This window comes from Amycolatopsis sp. QT-25 (genome assembly GCF_029369745.1).
In the GTDB taxonomy this organism is placed as follows: domain Bacteria; phylum Actinomycetota; class Actinomycetes; order Mycobacteriales; family Pseudonocardiaceae; genus Amycolatopsis.
The window spans coordinates 6,655,168-6,677,185 of the sequence record NZ_CP120210.1; the positions used below are offsets into that span (position 1 = coordinate 6,655,168).

A 22,018-nucleotide genomic window follows, 5' to 3' on the forward strand; every position below is an offset into this window, starting at 1 on the left:
CGGCTCACGGCTGCCCGGTGGCCATGTCGCGTCGCCCTTCGGACCCGACTCCGCCTGCGTGAAGCGCGTGAAGGCCCCCTTCGCTCGGCTGGTCACTCGAAACCGTGGCCGAGGGAAGGAGGCCTTCAGGCACTTGAGGTGCTTAGCGGCGCGGGCCCTTCTTGCCCTTCTTCTGGGAGGCGCGCTGCGCGGCACGACGCTCCCGGCGGGTTCCGCTCTGGTCACCGGCGTCGCCGGCGCCACCGTCCGAATGCGACTCGACGCCACCGTCCTCGGACGGACCCGACATGGTCAACCCGGACTGCGAACCGCCGCCGAGTCCCTTGCCCCGCAAGGCGGTCGGCACGGATTCGGTGTCGGTCGCCGGAGCCTGCGGCGGCGTCGGCCGGGCGTGCCGTCCGCCGTCGCGGTTGGCGGCCTGGCCGTTCCCGGAGCCGACCCCGGCCGGCAGCGCGGACGCGGACTCCGGCGACGGCGTGGTGGGCTCGGCCTGCTCGACCTGGAGGTTGAACAGGAAGCCGACGGCCTCCTCCTTCAGCGATTCCAGCATCGCGCGGAACATGTCGTAGCCCTCGCGCTGGTACTCGATGACCGGGTCGCGCTGGGCCAGGGCCCGCATGCCGATGCCCTCCTTGAGATAGTCCATCTCGTAGAGGTGCTCGCGCCACTTGCGGTCGAGCACGGTGAGCATCACCTGACGTTCCAGGCTGCGCATCGCGCCTTCGCCGACCTTGGCGTCGATGTCGGCCTCACGCTCGTCGTACGCGCGGTGGGCGTCTTCGAGCAGCGCCTCACGCAGCTTGTCCGCGTCCAGGTCGTCGTCCTCGGTGAGCTCTTCCCAGGTGACCTTGACCGGGTACAGCGTCTTGAGCGCCGTCCACAGCTTCTCGTGGTCCCAGTCCTCGGCGTAGCCCGAAGAGGTCTCTTCGGTGACGTACGCGTTGATGACGTCGACCAGCATGTGCTCGATCTGCTCGCGAAGATCCTCGCCCTCGAGGACGCGCAGGCGCTCGGCGTAGATCACCTTGCGCTGCTCGTTCATGACCTCGTCGTACTTGAGGACGTTCTTGCGGATCTCCATGTTCTGCTGCTCGACCTGCGTCTGCGCGCTCTTGATCGCCTTGGAGACCATCTTGTGCTCGATCGGCACGTCGTCCGGCAGCCGCATGGTCGTCATGACCCGCTCGACCATCGTCGCGTTGAAGCGGCGCATGAGCTCGTCACCGAGCGACAGGTAGAACCGGGACTCGCCCGGGTCGCCCTGACGACCGGAACGACCGCGGAGCTGGTTGTCGATGCGGCGGGACTCGTGCCGCTCGGTACCGAGCACGTACAGGCCGCCCGCCTCGCGAACTTCCTCGGCCTCGGCCTTGGTCTCCGCTTGGATCTCTTCGAGCACCTTCGGCCAGGCGGCCTCGTACTCCTCGGAGTGCTCCACCGGGTCGAGACCGCGGGCACGCAGGACCTCGTCGGCGATGATGTCCGGGTTGCCGCCGAGCACGATGTCGGTACCGCGGCCCGCCATGTTGGTGGCGACGGTGACCGCGCCCTTGCGCCCCGCGCGGGCGACGATCAGCGCCTCCCGGTCGTGGTGCTTGGCGTTGAGGACCTCGTGCGGGACACCCAGCTTGAGCAGCAGCTTCGACAGGTGCTCGGACTTCTCGACACTCGTGGTGCCGACCAGCACCGGCTGGCCGTTCTCGTGCCGCTCGGCGATGTCCTCGGCGACGGCCTCGAACTTGGCCTGCTCGGTCTTGTAGATCAGGTCGGCCTGGTCGGCGCGGACCATCGGCTTGTTGGTCGGGATCGGCACCACACCCAGCTTGTAGGTCTGGTGGAACTCGGCCGCCTCGGTCTCGGCGGTACCGGTCATCCCCGACAGCTTGTCGTAGAGCCGGAAGTAGTTCTGCAGCGTGATCGTGGCGAGCGTCTGGTTCTCGGCCTTGATCTCGACGCCTTCCTTGGCCTCGATCGCCTGGTGCATGCCCTCGTTGTAGCGGCGGCCGTGCAGGATGCGGCCGGTGAACTCGTCGACGATGAGGACTTCGCCGTCACGGACGATGTAGTCCTTGTCGCGCTTGTAGAGCTCCTTGACCTTCAGCGCGTTGTTCAGGTAGCCGACCAGCGGCGTGTTCGCGGCCTCGTAGAGGTTGTCGATGCCGAGCTGGTCCTCGACGAACGCGACACCCTTCTCGGTGACGCCGACGGTGCGCTTGCGGATGTCCACCTCGTAGTGGATGTCCGGCTTCATCAGCGGGGTCATCCGGGCGAACTCGACGTACCAGCGCGAGGACTGGTCGGCGGGGCCGGAGATGATCAGCGGCGTCCTGGCCTCGTCGATGAGGATGGAGTCCACCTCGTCGACGATCGCGAAGTTGTGGCCGCGCTGCACGCAGTCGTCGAGGCTCCACGCCATGTTGTCGCGGAGGTAGTCGAAACCGAACTCGTTGTTCGTGCCGTGCGTGATGTCGGCGGCGTACTGCTGGCGGCGGACCTCGGGCGTCTGGTCGGCCAGGATGATGCCGACCTCGAGGCCGAGGAAGCGGTGGATGCGGCCCATCCACTCGGCGTCACGTTTGGCGAGGTAGTCGTTCACTGTGATGACGTGCACGCCCTTGCCGGACAGCCCGTTCAGGTACGCGGGAAGGACCTGGGTCAGGGTCTTGCCCTCACCGGTCTTCATCTCGGAGACCTGGCCGAGGTGCAGCGCGGCGCCGCCCATCAGCTGGACGTCGTAGGGCCGCTGGCCGAGCACGCGCCAGGCCGCCTCCCTCGCCACCGCGAAGGCCTCCGGCAGGAGGTCGTCGAGGGACTCGCCGTCCGCGTTCCGTTTACGGAACTCGTCGGTCTTGGCCCGCAACGCGGTGTCCGAAAGCTCCTTGACGTCGTCTTCGAGGGTGTTGATGTGATCGGCGATGTGTCGCAGCCGCTTCACCATTTTGCCCTCGCCCGCGCGGAGCAGGCGGTTCAGCACCATCCGGTCGACCTCACTAGCTGATTGTGATCGCACCCGAGCCGGTCCCGGGCAATCTCGTACGCGGTGGCGCCTGGTAACGCACCACCGTCCGACCCCATCGTAGGGAACACCTCGGTGTTCGCGCACGCACCGTCGGTCGGTACCTGACCGGACGGGGGCGTATCCCGCCTGATCCGGACACGACGGCGGCCCGCACGGGACGCGTGCGGGCCGCCGTCGTGGACGTAGGGGCCGGCTAACTCAGCCGGATGACGCCGTAGTCGAAGCCTCGCCTCCGATAGACGACGCTCGGGCACCCGGCGTCGGAGTCGTTGAACAGGTAGAAGTCGTGACCGACCAGTTCCATCTCGTAGAGAGCCTGGTCGACCGTCATGGGCTGCGCGTCGTGCTTCTTCTCGCGGACGATGCGACCGGGCTGGTGTTCGGTCACCCCGTCATCCCAGCGCTGCTGGGGCATGTCGAACTCTTCACCGCTCTCGACAGCGAAACCGTCGGCCAAGGATCCGGCCTCGGGCGCTTCGAGCACAGCGGTTCCCGCCAACTGCCGGGTGTCGGTGGTCATGCCACCGGCAGCCACGATCGAAGTCGCCTCGGCGACGGATTCCGGACGGCTGCGGCCGTAGTGCACGCGCCGTCGGTCGTGTGTCTTCCGCAGTCTGCTCTCGAGCTTGTTCAGTGCGGAATCCAGCGCTGCGTAGAAGTCGCCGGCACACGCTTCGGCGCGTACGGCGGGGCCTCGGCCCTTCCCGGTGATTTCGACGCGCTGGCAGTTCTTCGACTGCCGGCGATTGGGCTCGTGGAAGAGCTCCACGTCGTAACGGATGACCTTCTTGTCGTAGCGCTCTAGCCGGGCCAGCTTTTCGCTGACAAGTGCCCGATAGTGGTCGGGCACCTCCACGTTGCGGCCCTTGACGACGATGTCCATACACGACCTCCCTCGCTGAAATGACTGCGAGCTGTAGATGTGTTCACTAAGACGCCGGTAAAGCGGGGACGAAGCCCGCATCGCGGGCGATGAGAGAACTCGGCCTACGGGTCACGACGTCTCGTGTCGGATGGCCGAACTCGGACTCAGCGCGGCTCCGACGCCAGGGTCATGGGCTCGTCACCTCCCTGCCTGCCGGGATTGCTGATAGCGCTGCACGTTAGCTCCAACCCGTCGCGAGCAACAGCCCCCGAGCCGGGGGATATCAAGACGTGAGAGCCCGTCACCGCATGCGACGACGACCGTGCGCCCAGCGACACGATCCGGCCGGTCGGGCGTCGTTCCCGTGAGTTGTCTTCACGCGGACGGCGCAAACCTTCGGACGGGAAAAAGCCGAGGGTGACGCAGCCGGGGGAAACCGCCGCCACCCCGGTGGAGTGGCGGGCCGTTGGAGTGTTCCCCGGAAGGTCCCTCATATCGCGTCAACGCCCCTGTACCCATTCGCGTTCCCGAACATTCACCACTCTTGTAGGTGACCTCCCCTCACCCGGCGGCGGCCAGTGCGATCGCCGCGGAAACCTGTATTCCGTTTGCCCGCAAAAGGCGGGTGCAAGCGGCGACGGTCGTTCCGGTCGTGATGACGTCGTCGAGAAGAACAACTTTCTCCGGACAATGCCCCGGAAGAAGGCGAATCCGGCCGTCGAGGTTCGCCGCCCGCTCGGCGCGGGTGAGCCCCACGGCGTCGCGGACTCCGGCTCCGAGCCTGAGCAGCGGCGCCACCATCGCCGGATTTCCTTCGCTCGCATGCACTTTCACGCATTCTTCGGCGACGCGCTGGACATGCGGTCCACCCCGGACACGAGAGGCGTGCCGTCTCGACGGGACAGGGACGAGACAGGGACCTCGTGGTTCGCCGGGCAGCTGCCGCAGGGCGTCGGCAACCGCTCGCCCGAGGGACGGCGCGAGGTCGCGACGGCCGCGTTCCTTGTAGGCAAGGATCAGGCGACGGGCTTCGTCGGCGTAGCGGGCCAGGGCGTAGACGGGCACTAGACCGGCCGTCGGGCCTCGGGTGATCTCGCTGAGCGAGCCCCAGACGGTCTGGCAGACCGCGCAACAGGGCGCACCCGGCACTCCGCAGGACGCGCAACGGGCGGGGATGAGGAGATCGAGGATTTTGGACATGGGATGAGTGTCGGCCGGGGATCCGACAGTTCTGCGGCCGTTTTGTCGTGACAGGTCCCGTTTGGCCACTTTCCGGTTTGAAGGGGCCAGTCACGACAGCAATTCCGGAGAAGGGGCCGCCTTCGGCGCGCCAGCTCCTTCGCCCTCCTTCGCTCTCCTTCGCTCTCCTTCGCCCCTCCTGCCGTCCTACGTCACTTTGGGGCGCGGTCCGTGAAGGCCTCCTTGAGGGACTCTGGGTCCCTCAAGGAGGCCTTCACGGACTTCCGACGTCCAGTAATCGCTAGCGCCGCTAGGAAAGCTAGCGATACTAAAGGTCCCTTGCTCCCCCAGTGCGCTCCGCGAAGGTGCCAAGTACGTGAAGGCCCCCTTCCTTGCGCCTGGCGCAAGGAAGGGGCTTCACGTACTTGCGCGAGCCCTCAACCCGGATAGAACGGGTCCGCTTCGGTGACGGTGTGCGCCTGCGGCCGCCACACCTCGCCCAGTTCGGAGGCGACCCACAGCCCACCCGCATCCGCGACCAGGTTCTGCCTGCTCGGAGCCGCCGTGACGCCGTGCACCGGCGGGGTCAGGTTCGAGCCGCTGAAGGTGTCCATCCGCTGTCCGTCCAGCGGCACCTTGACCACCGGCAGGGTGCTCGACGAGGTCGCGGCGATCAGGTGGTCCTGGGTCGCCCAGTCGACGTCGACGACGTCCTTGAGGTCGCGTTCCTGCAGTTTCCGCGGCGCCCGCAGCGCCACCGAATCCGCCGTCCGCACGATCGAGGCGACCACCAGCTGCCCGTTGACGACCGCGGCCAGTCGTGAGCCGTCACGCGACAGCCGCAGTTCGGTGATCTGGCCGAGGCCGGTGAGCATGGTCGCGTCGACGCCGGCCTTCACCCAGCGGCCGTCTGCGGCCAGGGTGACCCTGGCGACGGTGTTGTGGTCGACGACCGTCCAGACCTCGCCCGACACCCCGCCACCGCCGCGCGCGATCGGCCGCCAGGTGGGGCGGCTCAGGCTGCCGCCGAACAAGTCCACCGACCCGAGGTCGTGCCCCAGTTCGCCGACCCGCAGCCACTGCCTGCCGTCGCGTTCTTCGACCACCGCGAGCCGTTTGCCGTCGACGGACTGCGCGGCGCTGACGACCTTGTACCCGCCGTTGCCCGCGGGCCCGCCGACCGGCGCCCCGTCACCGAGCGACCGGATCCGCCCGTTCACGGTCATCAGCCCCAGCAGCTCCGAGTTGGGCGCGATGTCCACGTTGTAGTTGGGCAGTTCGCTGGAGCGCCAGTATTCGTGTTCGGGCACCAGCGCGGTGCCGTCGGCCAGCAGCCGGATCCGGCTCAGTGTCACCGTTTGCAACGAGAGGACGATCTGCGCGGCGATCAGGTTCCGGTCCGCGAGGCTGGGCCCGCCGACGCCGGTCAGGTTGATGTCCAGGGTCCCGTCGTCCGTGCTGCGGACGTTGGACTCGGTGGTGACCTGATCGCCGAGCAGGTCCTTGACCGCGCCCTTCAACCCTTCCGACGGTCCCTGTAGCACCAGGTCCATCACCCGGCCGGGCAACCCGGCCTGCGGTTTCGCCGCGACGTATCGGAGGTCCGGCACGAAGGCGCCGGAGTCGGGCGAGTAGAAGCTGATCGGCACCCGGAAGTAGTTGAGCGCGAAATCCTCGTCGGTGACGGCGAGTTCCTGCGGCGGGTCCACGATCCGCCACTGGCCGTTCGGCTGCTTGCGCAGCTTGAACTGCTGCGAGTACTCGGCCTTCACCGGGATGAACGCGCTGTCGGGGCCCAGGTTGCCGAGTTTGAACCCGCGGACGTTCACCGTCTGTTCGTCCGGATCGCCCGTGGGCGACGACGTGTCGTAAACGGTGCCGAAGGTGTTGTCGATGATCGTCAGCCCCGGCGACGGCTTCCAGTTGCGACGGCCTTCTTCGTCGAGGTACACCCGCGCGTCGGCGTTCGCCGTGCCCGGCGTCGCGGAGTTGCGGATGAACTGGCGGGTGACGGTCAGCGGGTCGATCCCCGCCGCCGGTTCGGCGACGTCCGCCGGCGCCGTCCCCGGCTTTTCCCCGGGAACGGCGACGGGCTGGGATTCGAGTGGGATGTTGGCGCAGCCCGCGACCAGCAGGAACGCCGCGAGCAGGGGCAGCAGCCGCTTCACCGGCCCACCTCCTCGGGTTCGGCGAGGATCGCGTCGGGCGCGGGCCGGACCTCGAGCAGCCCGGAGGACCCGTGCGGATCGGCCCCCTGGTAATCGGACGGGGGCAGGACCAGCGGACTCTCCCCCATCGGCGTGTCCTGCTGGCGCGGGAGCACGAGCCGGAAGCAGGCACCGTGACCGGTCTCGCCCCACGCGTCGAGCAGGCCGCCGTGCAACCGGGCGTCCTCCTGGCTGATCGCGAGGCCGAGCCCGGTCCCGCCGGTGCGGCGGTTGCGGGACGGGTCGGCACGCCAGAACCGGTTGAACACCAGTTCCGCCTCGCCCGACCGGAGCCCGACACCGTGGTCCCGCACCGTGATGGCGACCGCGGTCTCGTTGACCGCCAAGGTCAGCACCACCGGATTCCCTTCGCTGTGGTCCACCGCGTTGGCCAGCAGGTTCCGCAGGATCCGCTCGACGCGGCGCGCGTCGACCTCGGCGGCCGCCTCCTCGTCCGGCAGGACCAGCTCGACCGAACTGCCCGCGTTGCCTGCGATCACCCGGACCTGTTCGACGGCCCTGGTCGCGATCGGCCGGACGTCGATCAGCTCGGCCGAAAGCTCCTCGACCCCGGCGTCGAGCCTGCTGATCTCCAGCAGGTCACCGAGCAGTGCCTCGAACCGGTCGAGTTCGTCGACCAGCAGTTCGGTGGAGCGGGCGAGCCCGGCCGGGAACTGCTCGCGCGACGCGTGCAGCACGTCGGCGGCCATCCGGACGGTGGTCAACGGGGTGCGCAGTTCGTGCGAGACGTCGGAGGTGAACCGGCGCTGCAACCCGCCGAACTCCTCCAGCTGGCGGATCTGCCGCTGGATGCTCGCGGCCATCTCGTTGTAGGAAACGGCGAGTTTGGCGAGATCGTCTTCGCCGAGCACGGCGAGCCGCTGGTCGAGCTCACCACCCGCGAACTGTTCGGCCGCCGCGGCGGCCTGCCGGACCGGCCGGACCACCTGTCTGGTGACCAGGTTCGTGATCCCGGCCAGCAGGAGCAGCAGCACGAGACCGCCGACGAGCAGCGTGTTCTGCACGGTCGAGACGGTGTTCTGCTCGCCGGTCAGCGGATAGAGCAGGTAGAGCTGGAGCGGGTTGATCATCGTGGCCACCGGCGCGCCGACGATCAGATACGTCGTCTTGCCGCCGTCGGCCTCGGTGACGGTGTGCATCAGGAAGCTGACCTGCTCGGTCTCCACGAACTGGCGCAGCCGCACCGGCACCTTGTCGTACGGGCCCGCGGCGGCGGGCCTGCTCGACTGGTCGCGACCGCCTGCGGCCAGCACCGGTTCGAAGGTGCCCGCGGCCGAGCCGGCGCCGTCCTGCGCGGTCGTGGTGCTGGTGATCTTCTTCAGCGCGTTGTTCAGCCGCGCGTCCATCGCTTCGCGCGTTTCGGCGCCGACGCCGACCAGCTCACTGGCCGCGGTCTCGACGACCGCCCTGGTCTGCGCGATCGCCGCGTTCTGCTTGGTCTCGAGCAGCCGTTCGGTGATCTGGTTCTGCAGCACCATGCCCAGTACGAACACCACGGCCGACGAGAGCGCCAGCGTGGACACGGTGACCCGGAACTGCAGCGAATGCCGCCACAGTTCGTTGAACGAGACGATCTTGTGGCGCACGAAAACCACGATGCGCCGGAGGTGGCGCATCGTGGTTTGGGCAAGCTTTCGCGAGCGTCCGCTCATGGGGTGATCACGGCGGGCCGGCCTTGTACCCGACGCCGCGAACGGTCAACACCACCTCGGGGTGTTCCGGGTCCTTCTCCACCTTCGAGCGCAGCCGCTGGACGTGCACGTTCACCAGACGGGTGTCGGCGGCGTGCCGGTAACCCCACACCTGCTCGAGGAGCACCTCGCGGGTGAACACCTGACGCGGCTTGCGGGCGAGCGCGACCAGGAGGTCGAACTCCAGCGGGGTCAGCGGGATGGCCTTGCCCTCCCGCGTCACCTCGTGGCCGGGGACGTCGATCGCGAGGTCGCCGATCGTCAGCGACTCGGCGGGCTCGGCCTCGGTGCGGCGCATCCGGGCGCGGACGCGGGCCACGAGTTCCTTCGGTTTGAAGGGCTTGACCACGTAGTCGTCGGCACCCGACTCGAGCCCGAGGACGATGTCCACGGTGTCGCTCTTGGCGGTGAGCATCACGATCGGCACGCCGGACTCGGCGCGGATCGCCTTGCAGACGTCGATGCCGTTCATCCCGGGCAGCATGAGGTCGAGGAGGACCAAATCGGGTTTCAGCTCACGGAGCGCGGGCAGCGCACGTGAGCCGTCGGCGACGACGGCTGTGTCGAACCCCTCCCCACGCAGCACGATGGTGAGCATCTCCGCGAGAGCAGGGTCGTCGTCGACGACCAGAACGCGTGCCTTCATAAACCTATGTTCGCACTAGTTTCCCCGCGCAAGCGCGCGACCCGGCGATGTGACCACCAGAAAGATCATCGAATCGGGCAAATTGCTCCATCCGAGTAGGGTCTTCGGACCGTGGAGAGCACGCCGAAGCCTGGTGAACGGCCGTGGGGAATCGATCGCGAACACGCCGGTCAGGACGTCGTCGCGGGGATAGGTCGCGACGAAGCGCTTCGAGGCGACGTCGCCTTCGACGACCCGCACGCCTTCCGTGTCCACTCCGGCGAATCGGAGCCGCCGTCCGTACTGATCGGACCGGAAGTAACCGTGTCGTGCGAAATGCGTGACGGTCGAACCGGCGAGGGGGTTCGCCACCGCGACGCCCGGTTGGATCGCCCGCCGCCGTCCAGTGGTCGGCACGGACCCGCCCGCCGCGCGGACGGCAGCGGTACCGAGCGACGTCACCCACCGCGATCACCCGCGGATTCGCTGTGACACAGCCGGAATCGACCAGCACGCCGCCGTCGACGGCGATCCCGGAGCCGGTCGGCCAGTCGACGGCGGGCCGCGCCCCGGTGACGCGGCCCGCCCCGGGGAATTCCGCGACGGGCACTGCCGTGAGCAGCCGGACGTCGTTTTCGGCGTGCAGTTCCCCGTAGACCGCACCCATCCGCGCGCCGACGACGGACGCGAGCGGCACGCGGACGCGACCTCCGCGCCGATGAATCACGCGCCGATGACGGCCACCGAAGAAGGCCCCGCCGCGAGATCCCGTTTCAGCGAGACGGCGTCGCCGAGCGTCCGCAAAGTGTGCACACCGTTCAGGTTCCTTGCCGTATACAGGGTTTTGGCCACCGCGCCGGTCGCGATGACGAGGCCGTCGGCGGCGATCGTGGTGCCGTCGCCGAGCGTCACGCCTTCGCGGCCGAGCCTTTCGGCGCGGACGCCGAGTGCCATTCAGCGGCCAGCGCGAGGTCGTCGGCGGAAGCCTTGCCCAGCAAGAACTCCTGTGCCGAAAGCAGTCCCGCCAGCGAGGTGACGCGGCGAAGATCCGGCGCCGATTCCCGACGATGGTTCCAGCGAACCACGAAATCGCGTTGTACGAGGAGAAAGTTCCCCCGTGGCGGCAGCCGGAGCTGCTCGCCGAACTCGGCGTCGAGTTCACCATCGAACGCCAGGTCCAGTACTGGTTCGCGCCGACGACCCTCCACCGGATGTACCCGCTCGCGCCGGACCGGACGGTCGTCGAACGCGACTGGCTCTACTCCTGGCTACTCACGCAACTCGGCACCTGATTGTGATCCTTTCGCATGCGAGACCTCGCAAGTAGGTGACTAATTGCGGAGGAGGGAGGTGGCGAGAGCCGGGGTGTCGACACCGGCGACGCCGTCGAGGACGTGCCAGGGCGCGAGCCAGCGCGTCGCGGCGAGTTCGTCGTAGACCACCGAGCACCGCTTCTGGAGCGCGTCGTCGGTCTCGAAGGAGTCCCGCGCACGGTCGGCGTCGCTCTCCGCGCGGCGCTGCGCGCGCTCGGCGGCGACGTCGGCGGTGACCCGGAGCAGCAGATGTGCGACGGGCACCGGCAGGCCGAACCGGTCGATCTCCAGCTCCTTGAGCCAGCGCACGAACTCGCCGTCCGCACCCTGATGGAGCCGGGCGGCACCGTACGCCGCGTTCGACGCGACGTACCTGTCGAGCAGGACGACGTCGTGCTCGCCGAGGCCGGCTCGGATCTCGTCGGCCGCGCCCCGCCGATCGAGCGCGTAGAGCATCGCCATGCCGTAGACGGAGTCGGCGAGGTCACCGTGGCCGCGGTGCAGCGCTTCCTTCACGAGGTCGGCGTGCACGCTCTCGCCGTACCGCGGGAACGCGATGGACGCGACGCTCGCTCCGGCCGCGTTCAGCGCCCCGGTCAGCGCGTCGGCGAGGGTGCGCTTGCCCGCGCCGTCCAGCCCTTCGATCACCACGAGTCGTCCCACGGCCCCAGAATATGACCAGCACCGCGAAGCGGTCCCGTCGAGGGCGGCGGCGGGGGCATGGCTGCAAACGCCGTGGTCGACCGGCGGGCCAGACGGGGTCAGCACACGTCCGGCCCACCGGTCCGCTAGGGGACGCGCCTCTTCGAGTGCAGGAAGAAGCCGGCGACACCGATGAGGAGCAAGCCACCGAAGATCAACAGTGGCACGAACCCGGTGTCCTGCGCGTCGGGCGCGGGGCCGCCGTCGCCGCGGGGCATCACTTGGGCGTTGTAACCGCCGGCCTTGCCCTCCTGGGCGTAGGGCGAGTTCGCGAGCAGGCCGCCGTAGCGGCCGGAGACCGTCTTCTGGTACTCCGCGAGGGTGACCGAAGCACCGGCCGCGGAACCACTGGCGCCCGAGTCGAGCAATGTCACCCGGCCGTCGCGCAGCGCGTACCAGGCGTCGACCTGGGGTTCGTGGAGCAGCGCCGCGCCGGCGGGCAGCCGTCGGGCCAAGGTGCTTTCCCGGTCACCCGAAGCGATGTTGCCGACGCGCCAGGCACCGTCGTCGCCGCGGACCGACCAGATGGTCGCGGTCCGCCCGTCGGACGCGGTCACCGGGACCGCGACGTAGGCGAGCCGTCCGGCGACCGCGCCCTCACCGGCGACGAAGTCCCTCGAAAGCTCGTAAACCGGGAAGGTTTCGTCGGTGACGTTGATGGCGCTGATGGCGTTGATGGCGCTGACCGACGACGTTCGGCTCGAATCACCCGTCTGCGTGAAGAAGCGACCGATTTCAGCACGCAGCGTAGGGTCGTCCGCAGCCGCCTTCGCGGCCGCGAGATCTTCACTCGACAGCTGTTCCGCGTGTGCTCCGGGCGCCGAGATCAGCAGTGTGACCGCGACCAATCCGGCGAGCCCGAGAAGACGCCGCGCGCTCATCGCCGGATCCCGGACAGCGTGTGGGTCCAGGTGAACGACTTGTTGCCGGCGTAGAAGTCGTAGGTCGACCAGTGGTGGCGGCTTCCCGTGGGCAGTGGATCCCCCCACGAGACCCACTTCCGGCCGGCGTCGGCGCCGTAGAGCACGTGCATGTGACCGCCGCCCGCGGCCCAGCCGACCCGCGTCTGGACCGGCTTGCCCGCTCCCGTCTGCGCCTGGACCGCGGCGTGGGGAATGCGGCCCTCGACGTAGTTCCCCGGGGCGGAGAAGCCGAGCTTGCCGAAGGCGCGCCGGACGTCGCCCAGCGTTCCCGGCTCGTCGGCGCACTCCCGGCGTCGCTCGTCGTGGGCGATCCGGCAGAATTCGTTCTGACTGAGGGCCACGCCGTGGTGTGCCGCGATGGTGTTGCCGGAAGCCACCCAGCACCACTGGGACTTCTCCTGCGCCTGCATGGCGATGGGGTGGCGGGCAGCCGGCGAGGGCAGCGCGCTCGCCGGGGTCTGGATCGCCAGCCACGCCGCGAGACTCGCGGCGCCGGCGGCGCAAACCCTGCTCGAGAACACAGGCACGACGGGCCTCCTGGTCACCATGGCGAACCAATGTGGTCACAACGGTGAACAGAAGGTTCACGCAGAGCAAGATGGGCACTCGGCGGAACGGACCGTTCCGGGGCGTTTCCACACCCCGGAACGGTCACTCTTCCGGGGTCAACCACCCCGAACGGGGGACGTAGTGTTCACAGTGCGCTGCTAACGTGAACGTTCCGCGGTGTTCACGCTCAGCGCACACACTGGTCTGGTGAAGGGACGAGCGGTGACACGAGACGGTGCTGATGCGTCCTCGGCGGAAAGGCGTGCCTCGGCCGTGGACGACACCCCGACGATCATCGACGGCACGCGCCGTCAGTCGCTCGAAGCCCTGCCCAAGGAACTCGTCGAGGCCCTCCGCAGTGGCGAGTTCCACCACGCCCTGCGGCAGGCGATCGCCTACCGGGGGCTGTCCCTTGCCCGGCTCCGGGCCCACCTCGGGCTCCGCGGTGTCCAAATCGGACAGTCGACGTTGAGCTACTGGCAGCGCGGATTGCGCCAGCCGGAGGTACCCAAGGCGCTTCCGGCCGTCCGTGCGCTGGAATCGGTGCTGCAGCTTCCCGCGGACGCGCTCGTCGTGCTGATCGGGCCGCGGACGGCGCGAGCCCGCGGGCATCAGATGGCCGCGTCGTTCCACGACATCCGGTCCGGCGACATGGGCTCGATCGTCGACCAGCTGCTGGCCGAACTGGGCGCGTACCCGTCGTCCAACCGCTACAACGCCGACCTCGAGATGCTCTCGGTGCACGACACGATCACCTTCGACGCCGCGCACCGGCAGGTCGGCCTCCAGACCCGGCTGGTGTGCCGGGCACGGCGGCACGGCCCGGACCGGTACGTCACCGTCTACAACGGCGACCCCGGTTGCCACATCGGCGACGTCGAGCTGTTCACCGCCGAGGGCTGCCGCGTCGGCCGGATCCGGCGCAACGCCGAGGCCGAGACGATGGCCACCGAACTGCTCTTCGACCGGAAACTGGCCGAGGGCGAAATCCACGTGTTCTGCTTCGAGGTCCGCGACGATTCCGGCACCGCGTCGCCCGGTTACTTCCGGATGCTGCGGGACCAGTGCTCGAGCTATCTGGTGCAGCTCAAGTTCGCGCTCGGCGCCCTGCCCGCCCGCTGCACGCGGCAGTTCCGGACACGCGACGACGCCGTGCCCGTCGAGTCCGAGGAACTGCCGCTCGACATGGGCGGCGTGACCAGTGGTTTCTTCAGCGACGCCGGGCCGGGGCTGGCCGGCATCGAGGTCGAGTGGCGCTAGCGTGCGATGAAAGGCCCCTTCATCGCAAATTTTGCGATGAAGGGGCCTTTCACTGCAGCGCTCAGTACCGGTAGTGATCTGTCTTGAAGGGGCCTTCGACGTCCACGTCGATGTACTCGGCCTGCTCCTTGGTCAGCTTCGTGAGTTCACCGCCGAGCGCGTCGAGGTGGATCTTCGCGACCTTCTCGTCGAGCTTCTTCGGGAGGCGGAAGACCTCCTTGTCGTACTCCTCGTACTTGGTGAACAGCTCGATCTGAGCGATCACCTGGTTGGAGAAGCTGTTCGACATCACGAACGACGGGTGGCCGGTCGCGTTGCCGAGGTTCAGCAGGCGGCCTTCCGACAGCACGATGATGCTCTTGCCGTCGGGGAAGACCCACTCGTCGACCTGCGGCTTGATGGTGATGCGCCGGATGCCCGGGTAGCGCTGGAGGCCCGCCATGTCGAGCTCGTTGTCGAAGTGGCCGATGTTGCCCAGGATCGCCTGGTGCTTCATCCGGGCCATGTGCTCGACGAGCACGACGTCCTTGTTGCCGGTGGTCGTGATGATGATGTCGGCCTCGCCGAGAACGTTCTCCAGCTTCTTGACCTGGTAGCCGTCCATCGCCGCCTGCAACGCGCAGATCGGGTCGATCTCGGTGACGATCACCCGCGCGCCCTGGCCGCGCAGCGATTCCGCGGCGCCCTTGCCGACGTCGCCGTAACCGCAGACGACCGCGACCTTGCCGCCGATGAGGACGTCGGTGCCGCGGTTGATGCCGTCGATCAGCGAGTGCCGGATGCCGTAGCGGTTGTCGAACTTCGACTTGGTCACCGCGTCGTTCACGTTGATCGCCGGGAACAGCAGTTCACCGGCCGCGGCGAGCTGGTAGAGCCGCAGCACGCCGGTGGTGGTCTCTTCGGTGACCCCGCGGACGCCTTCGCCGATCCTGGTCCACTTGCCGGTGTCGGCCGCGACCGAAGCACTCAGCAACTGCAGGAACACGCGGAACTCGTCCGAGGTGTTCTCGTCCGGCGCGGGGACGACGCCTGCCTTTTCGAACTCGGTTCCCTTGTGCACCAGCATGGTGGCGTCGCCACCGTCGTCGAGGATCATGTTGGGACCCTCGCCGTCCCAGGTGAGCATCCGCTCGGTGCACCACCAGTACTCCTCCAGCGACTCGCCCTTCCAGGCGAACACCGGAACACCCTTGGGCTCCTCGGGAGTGCCGTGCGGGCCGACGACGATCGCCGCGGCGGCGTGGTCCTGGGTGGAGAAGATGTTGCAGGAGGCCCAGCGCACCTCGGCACCCAGTGCGACGAGGGTTTCGATCAGGACCGCGGTCTGTACCGTCATGTGCAGCGAGCCCGAAACCCGGGCTCCCCGCAGGGGATAGACCTCGGCGTATTCACGGCGCAGCGCCATCAGGCCCGGCATCTCGTGCTCGGCGAGGCGGATCTCCTTGCGGCCGAACTCGGCGGCCTCGAGATCGGCGACGGCGAACTCGATGCCGTTGCGGGTGTCGTGCCGCTTGGCAACGCTTTCGGGGGTCATATGCGCGCTTCCTCCAAGGTTGGATGACATCGGAACAGTACCGTTGTCGGTTCAGTCCCCACTGAAACGGTTTGGAGGCCTTCGCCGTGGTCATGCCGGGTCCCGATACCCGCGTCGTCGAAATACGCGTACCCGGGCTGGTGGGCACGAGCGGCGAAAGCCTGCTGGATTCGACGTCCGTCGTGGACGTCGCGGGCGACGGGGTCGGCAGGCTGATCCGGCCGTCGGACCGGCTGCGCCGTCCCGCTCCCGGTCCGGTGCTGCCCGCGCTCGGCCGTTCGATCCCGCGCATCCTCGAAGGTTACCTGTGGAGCGGGATGACCTCGGGTGGCGCGGCGAAGGCGACATGGGCGCTGCTGTTCCCGTTTTCGCTGGCGAACGTCGCGCATTGGATGCTGCCGCCGGTCCCGGAGGGCAGTCGGTCCGCGGCACTGCTCGGCGCGGTCTGCCGTGGGCTGCTGCGGGTGGCCTCGCTGCTGCTGACGATGTTGCTGATCAGCCAGCTCGCCGTGGTCTCGCTCGACCTGTTCGCCGCGCAATGCCTCGCGCCCGGTTCGACCTGTCTCGAAGGGGCGCCGTCGTTCCTGCGTGACTTCGCGCCACTGCGGATCGCGATCGGGGTGCTCCCCCTGCTGGTGCTGATCTTCGTGCTCGACCGGATCCCGTCGTCGGACTGGCGATCGCGGAACAAGGTGCACCGCGCCCAGAGTTCGAGCCCGCTGCAACCGCAGGACCTGCCCAGGACGCCGGGCCTGCGCACGCTGCACACCGTCGCCGCCTTGACCTGTGTCGCGCTCCCGTTGCTCGGTGGGCCGTTCCGGCTGCCGGCGGTGACCTTCGACCTGATCGTCTGGATCTGCGCGCTGGCGCTCGTCTTCGCCGCGCTGGTGGCCTCGACGGTCGGTTTCTCGGCCGGACCGGTGATCCGGGGCGGGGTGATCGCGGCCGCCGTCGTACTGGTCGGGATCGCCGTCGTGCGCCGGACACCGCTGCCCGCGGGACTGCCGGGTGGCGGGCTCGGCGGAGCGGACGGGACGGTCGAGGCGCTGGGCGCGGCGATGGTCGCGGTGACCGTGCTGTTCGCGCTGGTGCTCGTCCCGGCGGCACTGCTCGGCCGGTCGGCCTGGAAACACCTGCCGCACCGGCTGCGGCCCTGGCTCGGCGGCTGGGCGGCGGCCCCGGTCCTCGCACTGGCCGGCCTGCTCGGTGGCGGTTTCGGGGCGGGACTCGCGGTCGCGCTGCGGCAACTGGTCGGCGCGACCGATCTCCGGCTGCCCGACACCTACTCCCTGGTGACCGTGCTGTGGGGCGCCGGGCTCGCGCTCGCCGTCGTACTCGGCGTGCTGGGCTTCGCGGTGGCCGTCCCGTTGCGAAGGCTGCGCCGCGGCATCCCGAAGATCGTCGCGCTGATGGAGATCGACGAGGCGCAGGAGGAGGAGGCCGCGAGCGCGTGGGCGCGTGCTTCGTGGGAGCGCAAGCATCTGCATCATCTGGCGTTCACCGTCGCGCTGGCGATGGCGGCGGGCGGCGGCGCGCTCCTGGTGCTGCGCTTCGGGTTCGGCCCGCTGCCCGACTGGTTCGAACCGATTTCGGCGATCGGCGTGTTCGCGCTGGGCGCGCTGGCGGCGGGCCTGCTGCGTGTCGTGTTCGCCGCCGCGACCACCCCCACGCGGAGCCGTCACCTCGGCGCGCTGGCGGATCTCGTGTGCTTCTGGCCGCGGGCCGCCCATCCGACCGTGCCGCCGAGTTACGCGCTCAAGGTCGTCCCGGAACTCGCGGACCGGGTCAAGGAGCATCTGGCCGATCCGGGCACGCGAGTCGTGCTGTCCGGATACAACCTCGGCAGCCTGCTGACCGTGCTCGCCGCCGCGCGGGTGATCGCCGATCTGCCGCCGGAGGACCGCGACCGAGTGGGACTGCTGACCGCGGGCTCGCCGCTGCAATGGGGTTATCAGCGCGCCTTCCCCGCGATGCTGCCGCAGGAACAGCTCGCCGGATTGTACGAGGATCTCGACGGCCGCTGGCGGGCGCTGTGCCGCGGGACGGACATCTTCGGCGGCGGCGTCACGACGTGGCGGCATCGTGTGGTGTCCGGGAAACTGCTGGGCGACGGATACCTGCCCGGCGGCGGAACGGGGCCGCTGATCGCCGAGGCCGACGAGCAGGGTGTCCTGGTGCTCGGCGGCGATCACTGGCTGCCCGACCCGATGCGCGGGCCGACCGGACGGCACCGCTGGGCGCCGGGCGTCCTCAAGCACACGGACTACGTCGTCGACGCCGAATGGGACAACGCCGTCGCGATGGCCGCCGGTCTCGGCCGCCCCCGCCCGAAGCATCCGTGGGGCGAGCAAGGATCGTTGTTCGGGGATTTCCCGCAAATGCGCTGAAGGCCCCCTTCGCGAGGAAGAGGGCCTTCAGGCGTCAGCTAGCTTCAGTTGGCCTTGCGACGCACGCGCAGCAGGACCAGGACGCCGGCCCCGGCCAGCACCAGCAAGCCACCGGCCCACAGCAGCCAGGCGTTGTCGAAACCGGTGTCCGCGAGGCCGCCACCGTTGCCGCCGTTGCCGCCGACGTTCGGGGCGGGCACCGCGGTGCTCGACGGGGCGGAGGTCTCGGACGGCTTGTCCGTGGTGGTCGGCGCGCTCGTGGGCGGCTTGACCGTCGAGGTCTTCGTCGGCTCGGTCGGCTTCGGCTGCTCGGTCGGCTTGGTCTTCTTCTCGCCGCAGGCGAACCAGTGGCTGATGTCGGCCTGCTTGCCGCCACCGTTCATCGGCGAGCGCAGCTTCTCCCACGGCGGGGTCTCGGCGAGACCGCGCTTGCCGGGCTCGTAGATGTTGTAGCCGTCGCCGCCCTTGACCACGATCGCGGTGACGGTGACGCCTTCACCGACCGCGGTGATGTTGAGGTACTTGTCCTTCTCCGTGCCACCGGTGAAGGTCAGGTCCTTCGTCGAGACCTCGGTGCCCGGCAGCTTCGCCTTTTCACAGGTGCTGACGTTCTTCGGGGTCGGGATGGCGCGGGGATCGTCGGTGTGGCACGCCAGCGCGGTGCCCGTGACACCGAGCAGGGCGGCGGTCGCCAGCGCGACGACGGTGGCGGCGGAGCGGACCCGCCGTCCGGTGATGATCTGCATTCAGAGCTCTCCTGTACCGATCGGGGGACAACCGAGCAAAGCGTGGTGCCTCTTTGGAGGGATGAAGGTCGACTCGCGGTACAGCTCCACGAGTCCCGTTCACCCGTCAGGGGGAAGCAGGGACCGGACGCTATCGCACACCGATTTCACACCGAAATCGGGGTCCCCGACCAAGCGGCCCACCATCCACAAAGGAATGGTGGGCCGCCGAAACGAGAAAGATCAGTCCGATTCGGACGTCGTGACCTTGTCCTTGTTCTGCTTGCCGAGCAGCGAATTGCGGCGGCTGTAGGCGAAGTAGATGACGATGCCCAGCGCCATCCAGGCCAGGAACCGCAGCCACGTGAGCACGGTCAGGTTCAGCATCAGCCAGATGCAGGCGACGATCGCGAGGATCGGGACCAGCGGGACCCACGGCACCCGGAAGGCCCGGGGCAGATCGGGCCGGGTCTTGCGCAGCACCAGCACGCCCGCTGAGACCAGAACGAAAGCGAACAGCGTCCCGACGTTGACCATTTCCTCGAGCTTGTCCGCCGGGAAGAACGTCGCCGCGACCGCGACGAGCCCGCCGACGACGATGGTCGCCCGCTTCGGCGTGCCGTGCTCCCCGGTCTTCGCGAGACCACGCGGCATCAGACCGTCACGCGACATCGCGAAGATGATCCGGATCTGGCCGAGCATCAGCACCATGACGACGGTCGTCAGACCGGCGAGGGCACCGACGGAGATGATGTTGGCCGCCCAGTCGACGCCGTTGACCGCGAAGGCGGACGCGAGCGTCTTCTTGCCGCCGTCACCCGCCGAAGTGGCGAGATCCTTGTAGTTCACCATGCCGACGACCACGAGCGACACGGCCACGTACAGCACCGTGACGATGGCGAGCGAACCGAAAATGCCGCGGGGCACGGACTTCTGCGGGTTGCGGGTCTCCTCGGCGGTGGTCGCGACGATGTCGAACCCGATGAACGCGAAGAACACCAGTGACGCCGCGGCCAGCAGGCCGAAGACCCCGAAGGAACTGCTGCCGCCCCCGGCGACCAGCGAGAACAGCGACTGGTCGACCCCGGTGGACGCCGACTCCCCGGCGGACTGCGCCTCCGGGACGAACGGCGTGTAGTTGGCCCCCTTGATGTAGAAGATGCCGAGCACGATCACGAACAGCACCACCGCGACCTTGATCCCGGTGATCACCATGGAGAACCGCGAAGACAGCTTCGTGCCGAGCGCGAGCAGCGTGGCCAGCACGAGCACCACGAGCAGGGCACCCCAGTCGACCGGAACCGGGCCGATCTCGAAGGTCGTCTTCGTGCCCTTGCCGAAGATGTAGGAGAGCACGGTTTCCAGGTAGGCGGACCAGCCCTTCGACACCGCGGCCGCGCCGACGGCGAGTTCCAGGATGAGGTCCCAGCCGATGATCCACGCCATGAACTCGCCGAACGTGGCGTAGGAGAACGTGTACGCGCTCCCGGCCACCGGGACGGTCGACGCGAATTCCGCGTAACAGAGGGCGGCCAGCGCACAGGCGATGGCCGCGAACACGAACGCGAGCGAGACCGACGGCCCCGCGAAGTCACCCGCCGTGCGCGCGGTGAGGGTGAAGATACCGGCACCGATGACGACGGCGACACCGAAGACGGTCAGATCCCAGGCGCTCAGGTTCCGCCGGAGCTTCGTTCCCGGTTCGTCGGTGTCCGCGATGGACTGTTCGATGGTTTTCGTACGCCACAGACCGTTTCCGGGCACCCTTGACCTCCTACACCTGACTGCGGTTCAAGGGACCCTATCGCCCGGCCGTGACGGCAGCGCGGTGGGAGAGCAACGAAGTAGCCGGAGGTCGCGGGGGTGATCGGCGGTGTACGGACAGTTGCTCCGAACGGCGCACGCGCGTCCCGTCACCAAACACACGAGTTCCGGCTTCAAGCACACGAGTTCCGGCCTTCCGACGCAAGGAAAGGTCCTTTCCTCGCAAATTTCGCAAGGAAAGGACCTTTCATGGCACGCGAAGCGCGCGAAAGCGACAGAGGCGGCTCAGGCCAGCGCGCGGTCCAAGTCCGGCTCCAGGTAGATCAGCTTCGCCGTCGGCACCTTCGCGCGCACACGCGCTTCGGCGTCGTCGATGGCCTGCGCGATGTCGGCGGTGTCCAACCCGGGCACCAGCGCGAGCTTCGCGGCCACCAGCATCTCGTCCGGGCCGATGTACAGCGTGCGGATGTGGATGACCCGCTCGACCTTGCCCGCGGCGAGTTCGTCGACGATCACGTCGAGGTCGGTTTCGGAGGCGCCTTCGCCGATCAGCAGGCTCTTCATCTCGATGATCAGGATGATCGCGATGATCCCGAGGAGCACGCCGATCGTGACGGTGCCGATGCCGTCCCACACCGGTTCGCCGGTGATGACCGAGAGCCCGACGCCCGCGAGCGCGAACACGAGACCGAGCAGCGCGCCCGCGTCCTCCAGGAGTACGACTGGCAGCTCGGGCGTCTTGGCTTGGCGGATGAACGCCCACCAGCCCGCGTCGCCCTTGATCTTCTTCGATTCCTGGATCGCGGTGTAGAAGGAGTAGCACTCCAGCCCGATCGCCACCACGAGGATGCCGACGGCCACCAGCGGCGAGGTCAGCGCCTCGGGGTGCGAGATCTTGTGGATGCCCTCGTACAGCGCGAACACCGAGCCGAGGCTGAAGAGCATCAGCGCGACGATGAACGAGTAGAAGTACCGGTCCCGGCCGAAGCCGAACGGGTGGGTGCGGGTCGCCTTGCGCTGCGAAGTCTTCTGGCCGAGCAGCAGGAGGCCCTGGTTCGAGGTGTCCGCGAGCGAGTGCACGGACTCGGCCAGCATCGAGGACGACCCCGTGATGAGGAAGCCGGTGAACTTCGCGGCCGCGATTCCGGCGTTCGCCACGAGCGCGGCGATGATCGCCTTGGTTCCGCCACCTGCAGACACGTGCAACTCCCCGATTGGTGTCCCGATATGCCGGGTTCGAAGGCTAGCAGTGCA

General features: G+C 68.4%; 19 protein-coding genes. 3 read left to right on the forward strand and 16 right to left on the reverse strand.

Annotated elements, in window-relative coordinates:
• Positions 1-142: 142 nt before the first annotated feature.
• The 9 genes from secA to P3102_RS31110 form a co-directional block, all read right to left on the reverse strand.
• The gene (gene secA / locus P3102_RS31070) at positions 143-2,977 is read right to left on the reverse strand and encodes a preprotein translocase subunit SecA (protein ID WP_276364010.1); all 2,835 of its coding nucleotides are present in this window, start codon (positions 2,975-2,977) and stop codon (positions 143-145) included.
• Positions 2,978-3,212: 235 nt separating this feature from the next.
• Positions 3,213-3,902, reverse strand: coding sequence for a ribosome-associated translation inhibitor RaiA (raiA, locus tag P3102_RS31075; protein ID WP_276364012.1), 690 nt, complete (start codon positions 3,900-3,902; stop codon positions 3,213-3,215).
• A 543-nt stretch (positions 3,903-4,445) separates the two neighbouring features.
• A complete protein-coding gene (locus P3102_RS31080) occupies positions 4,446-5,084 on the reverse strand; it encodes a ComF family protein (protein ID WP_276364014.1) in 639 nt (212 codons plus the stop codon).
• Positions 5,085-5,500: 416 nt separating this feature from the next.
• Positions 5,501-7,231: an LpqB family beta-propeller domain-containing protein gene (locus tag P3102_RS31085; RefSeq protein WP_276364016.1), complete on the reverse strand. Its 1,731-nt coding sequence runs from the start codon at positions 7,229-7,231 to the stop codon at positions 5,501-5,503.
• The gene (gene mtrB, locus P3102_RS31090) at positions 7,228-8,907 is read right to left on the reverse strand and encodes an MtrAB system histidine kinase MtrB (protein ID WP_276364018.1); all 1,680 of its coding nucleotides are present in this window, start codon (positions 8,905-8,907) and stop codon (positions 7,228-7,230) included. The genes P3102_RS31085 and mtrB overlap by 4 nt, the downstream gene beginning before the upstream one ends.
• 43 nt (positions 8,908-8,950) lie before the next feature.
• Complete coding sequence (gene mtrA, locus P3102_RS31095; RefSeq protein WP_005150760.1) at positions 8,951-9,628, reverse strand: MtrAB system response regulator MtrA; 678 nt, start codon at positions 9,626-9,628, stop codon at positions 8,951-8,953.
• A gap of 15 nt (positions 9,629-9,643) precedes the next feature.
• A complete protein-coding gene (locus P3102_RS31100; RefSeq protein ID WP_276364020.1) occupies positions 9,644-9,883 on the reverse strand; it encodes a hypothetical protein in 240 nt (79 codons plus the stop codon).
• A 447-nt stretch (positions 9,884-10,330) separates the two neighbouring features.
• Positions 10,331-10,519, reverse strand: a complete 189-nt coding sequence (locus tag P3102_RS31105; protein WP_276364022.1) for an FAD-dependent oxidoreductase — start codon at positions 10,517-10,519, stop codon at positions 10,331-10,333.
• The gene (locus P3102_RS31110; protein WP_276364024.1) at positions 10,516-10,692 is read right to left on the reverse strand and encodes a hypothetical protein; all 177 of its coding nucleotides are present in this window, start codon (positions 10,690-10,692) and stop codon (positions 10,516-10,518) included. The genes P3102_RS31105 and P3102_RS31110 overlap by 4 nt, the downstream gene beginning before the upstream one ends.
• 9 nt (positions 10,693-10,701) lie before the next feature.
• On the opposite strand from P3102_RS31110, the gene P3102_RS31115 reads away from it, so the two are divergent.
• On the forward strand, positions 10,702-10,899 hold the full coding sequence (locus tag P3102_RS31115) for a hypothetical protein (protein ID WP_276364025.1): 198 nt from the start codon (positions 10,702-10,704) through the stop codon (positions 10,897-10,899).
• A gap of 39 nt (positions 10,900-10,938) precedes the next feature.
• Here the strand turns inward: P3102_RS31115 and P3102_RS31120 are convergent, their stop codons facing one another.
• The 3 genes from P3102_RS31120 to P3102_RS31130 form a co-directional block, all read right to left on the reverse strand.
• The gene (locus P3102_RS31120) at positions 10,939-11,571 is read right to left on the reverse strand and encodes a dTMP kinase (RefSeq protein ID WP_276371427.1); all 633 of its coding nucleotides are present in this window, start codon (positions 11,569-11,571) and stop codon (positions 10,939-10,941) included.
• Between the two features lie 137 nt (positions 11,572-11,708).
• Positions 11,709-12,503, reverse strand: a complete 795-nt coding sequence (locus P3102_RS31125) for a hypothetical protein (protein WP_276364027.1) — start codon at positions 12,501-12,503, stop codon at positions 11,709-11,711.
• On the reverse strand, positions 12,500-13,066 hold the full coding sequence (locus tag P3102_RS31130) for a papain-like cysteine protease family protein (RefSeq protein ID WP_276371429.1): 567 nt from the start codon (positions 13,064-13,066) through the stop codon (positions 12,500-12,502). Before P3102_RS31130 ends, P3102_RS31125 begins: the two co-directional genes overlap by 4 nt.
• 301 nt (positions 13,067-13,367) lie before the next feature.
• On the opposite strand from P3102_RS31130, the gene P3102_RS31135 reads away from it, so the two are divergent.
• Positions 13,368-14,354 carry a hypothetical protein gene (locus P3102_RS31135; protein ID WP_276364028.1) on the forward strand — a complete coding sequence of 329 codons (987 nt, stop codon included), beginning with the start codon at positions 13,368-13,370 and terminating at the stop codon, positions 14,352-14,354.
• Between the two features lie 61 nt (positions 14,355-14,415).
• Here the strand turns inward: P3102_RS31135 and ahcY are convergent, their stop codons facing one another.
• Positions 14,416-15,888, reverse strand: coding sequence for an adenosylhomocysteinase (ahcY, locus tag P3102_RS31140; protein WP_276364030.1), 1,473 nt, complete (start codon positions 15,886-15,888; stop codon positions 14,416-14,418).
• 92 nt (positions 15,889-15,980) lie between these two features.
• On the opposite strand from ahcY, the gene P3102_RS31145 reads away from it, so the two are divergent.
• On the forward strand, positions 15,981-18,275 hold the full coding sequence (locus tag P3102_RS31145) for a hypothetical protein (protein ID WP_276364032.1): 2,295 nt from the start codon (positions 15,981-15,983) through the stop codon (positions 18,273-18,275).
• Positions 18,276-18,319: 44 nt separating this feature from the next.
• Here P3102_RS31145 and P3102_RS31150 read toward each other — a convergent pair whose 3' ends face one another.
• From P3102_RS31150 to P3102_RS31160, 3 genes are all read right to left on the reverse strand, one after another.
• Positions 18,320-19,021: an LPXTG cell wall anchor domain-containing protein gene (locus P3102_RS31150; protein WP_276364034.1), complete on the reverse strand. Its 702-nt coding sequence runs from the start codon at positions 19,019-19,021 to the stop codon at positions 18,320-18,322.
• 222 nt (positions 19,022-19,243) lie between these two features.
• Positions 19,244-20,764 (reverse strand): amino acid permease, encoded by a 1,521-nt coding sequence (locus tag P3102_RS31155; protein ID WP_276364035.1) that lies wholly within the window; start codon positions 20,762-20,764, stop codon positions 19,244-19,246.
• Between the two features lie 285 nt (positions 20,765-21,049).
• Positions 21,050-21,964: a cation diffusion facilitator family transporter gene (locus P3102_RS31160; protein ID WP_276364037.1), complete on the reverse strand. Its 915-nt coding sequence runs from the start codon at positions 21,962-21,964 to the stop codon at positions 21,050-21,052.
• Positions 21,965-22,018: the final 54 nt, after the last annotated feature.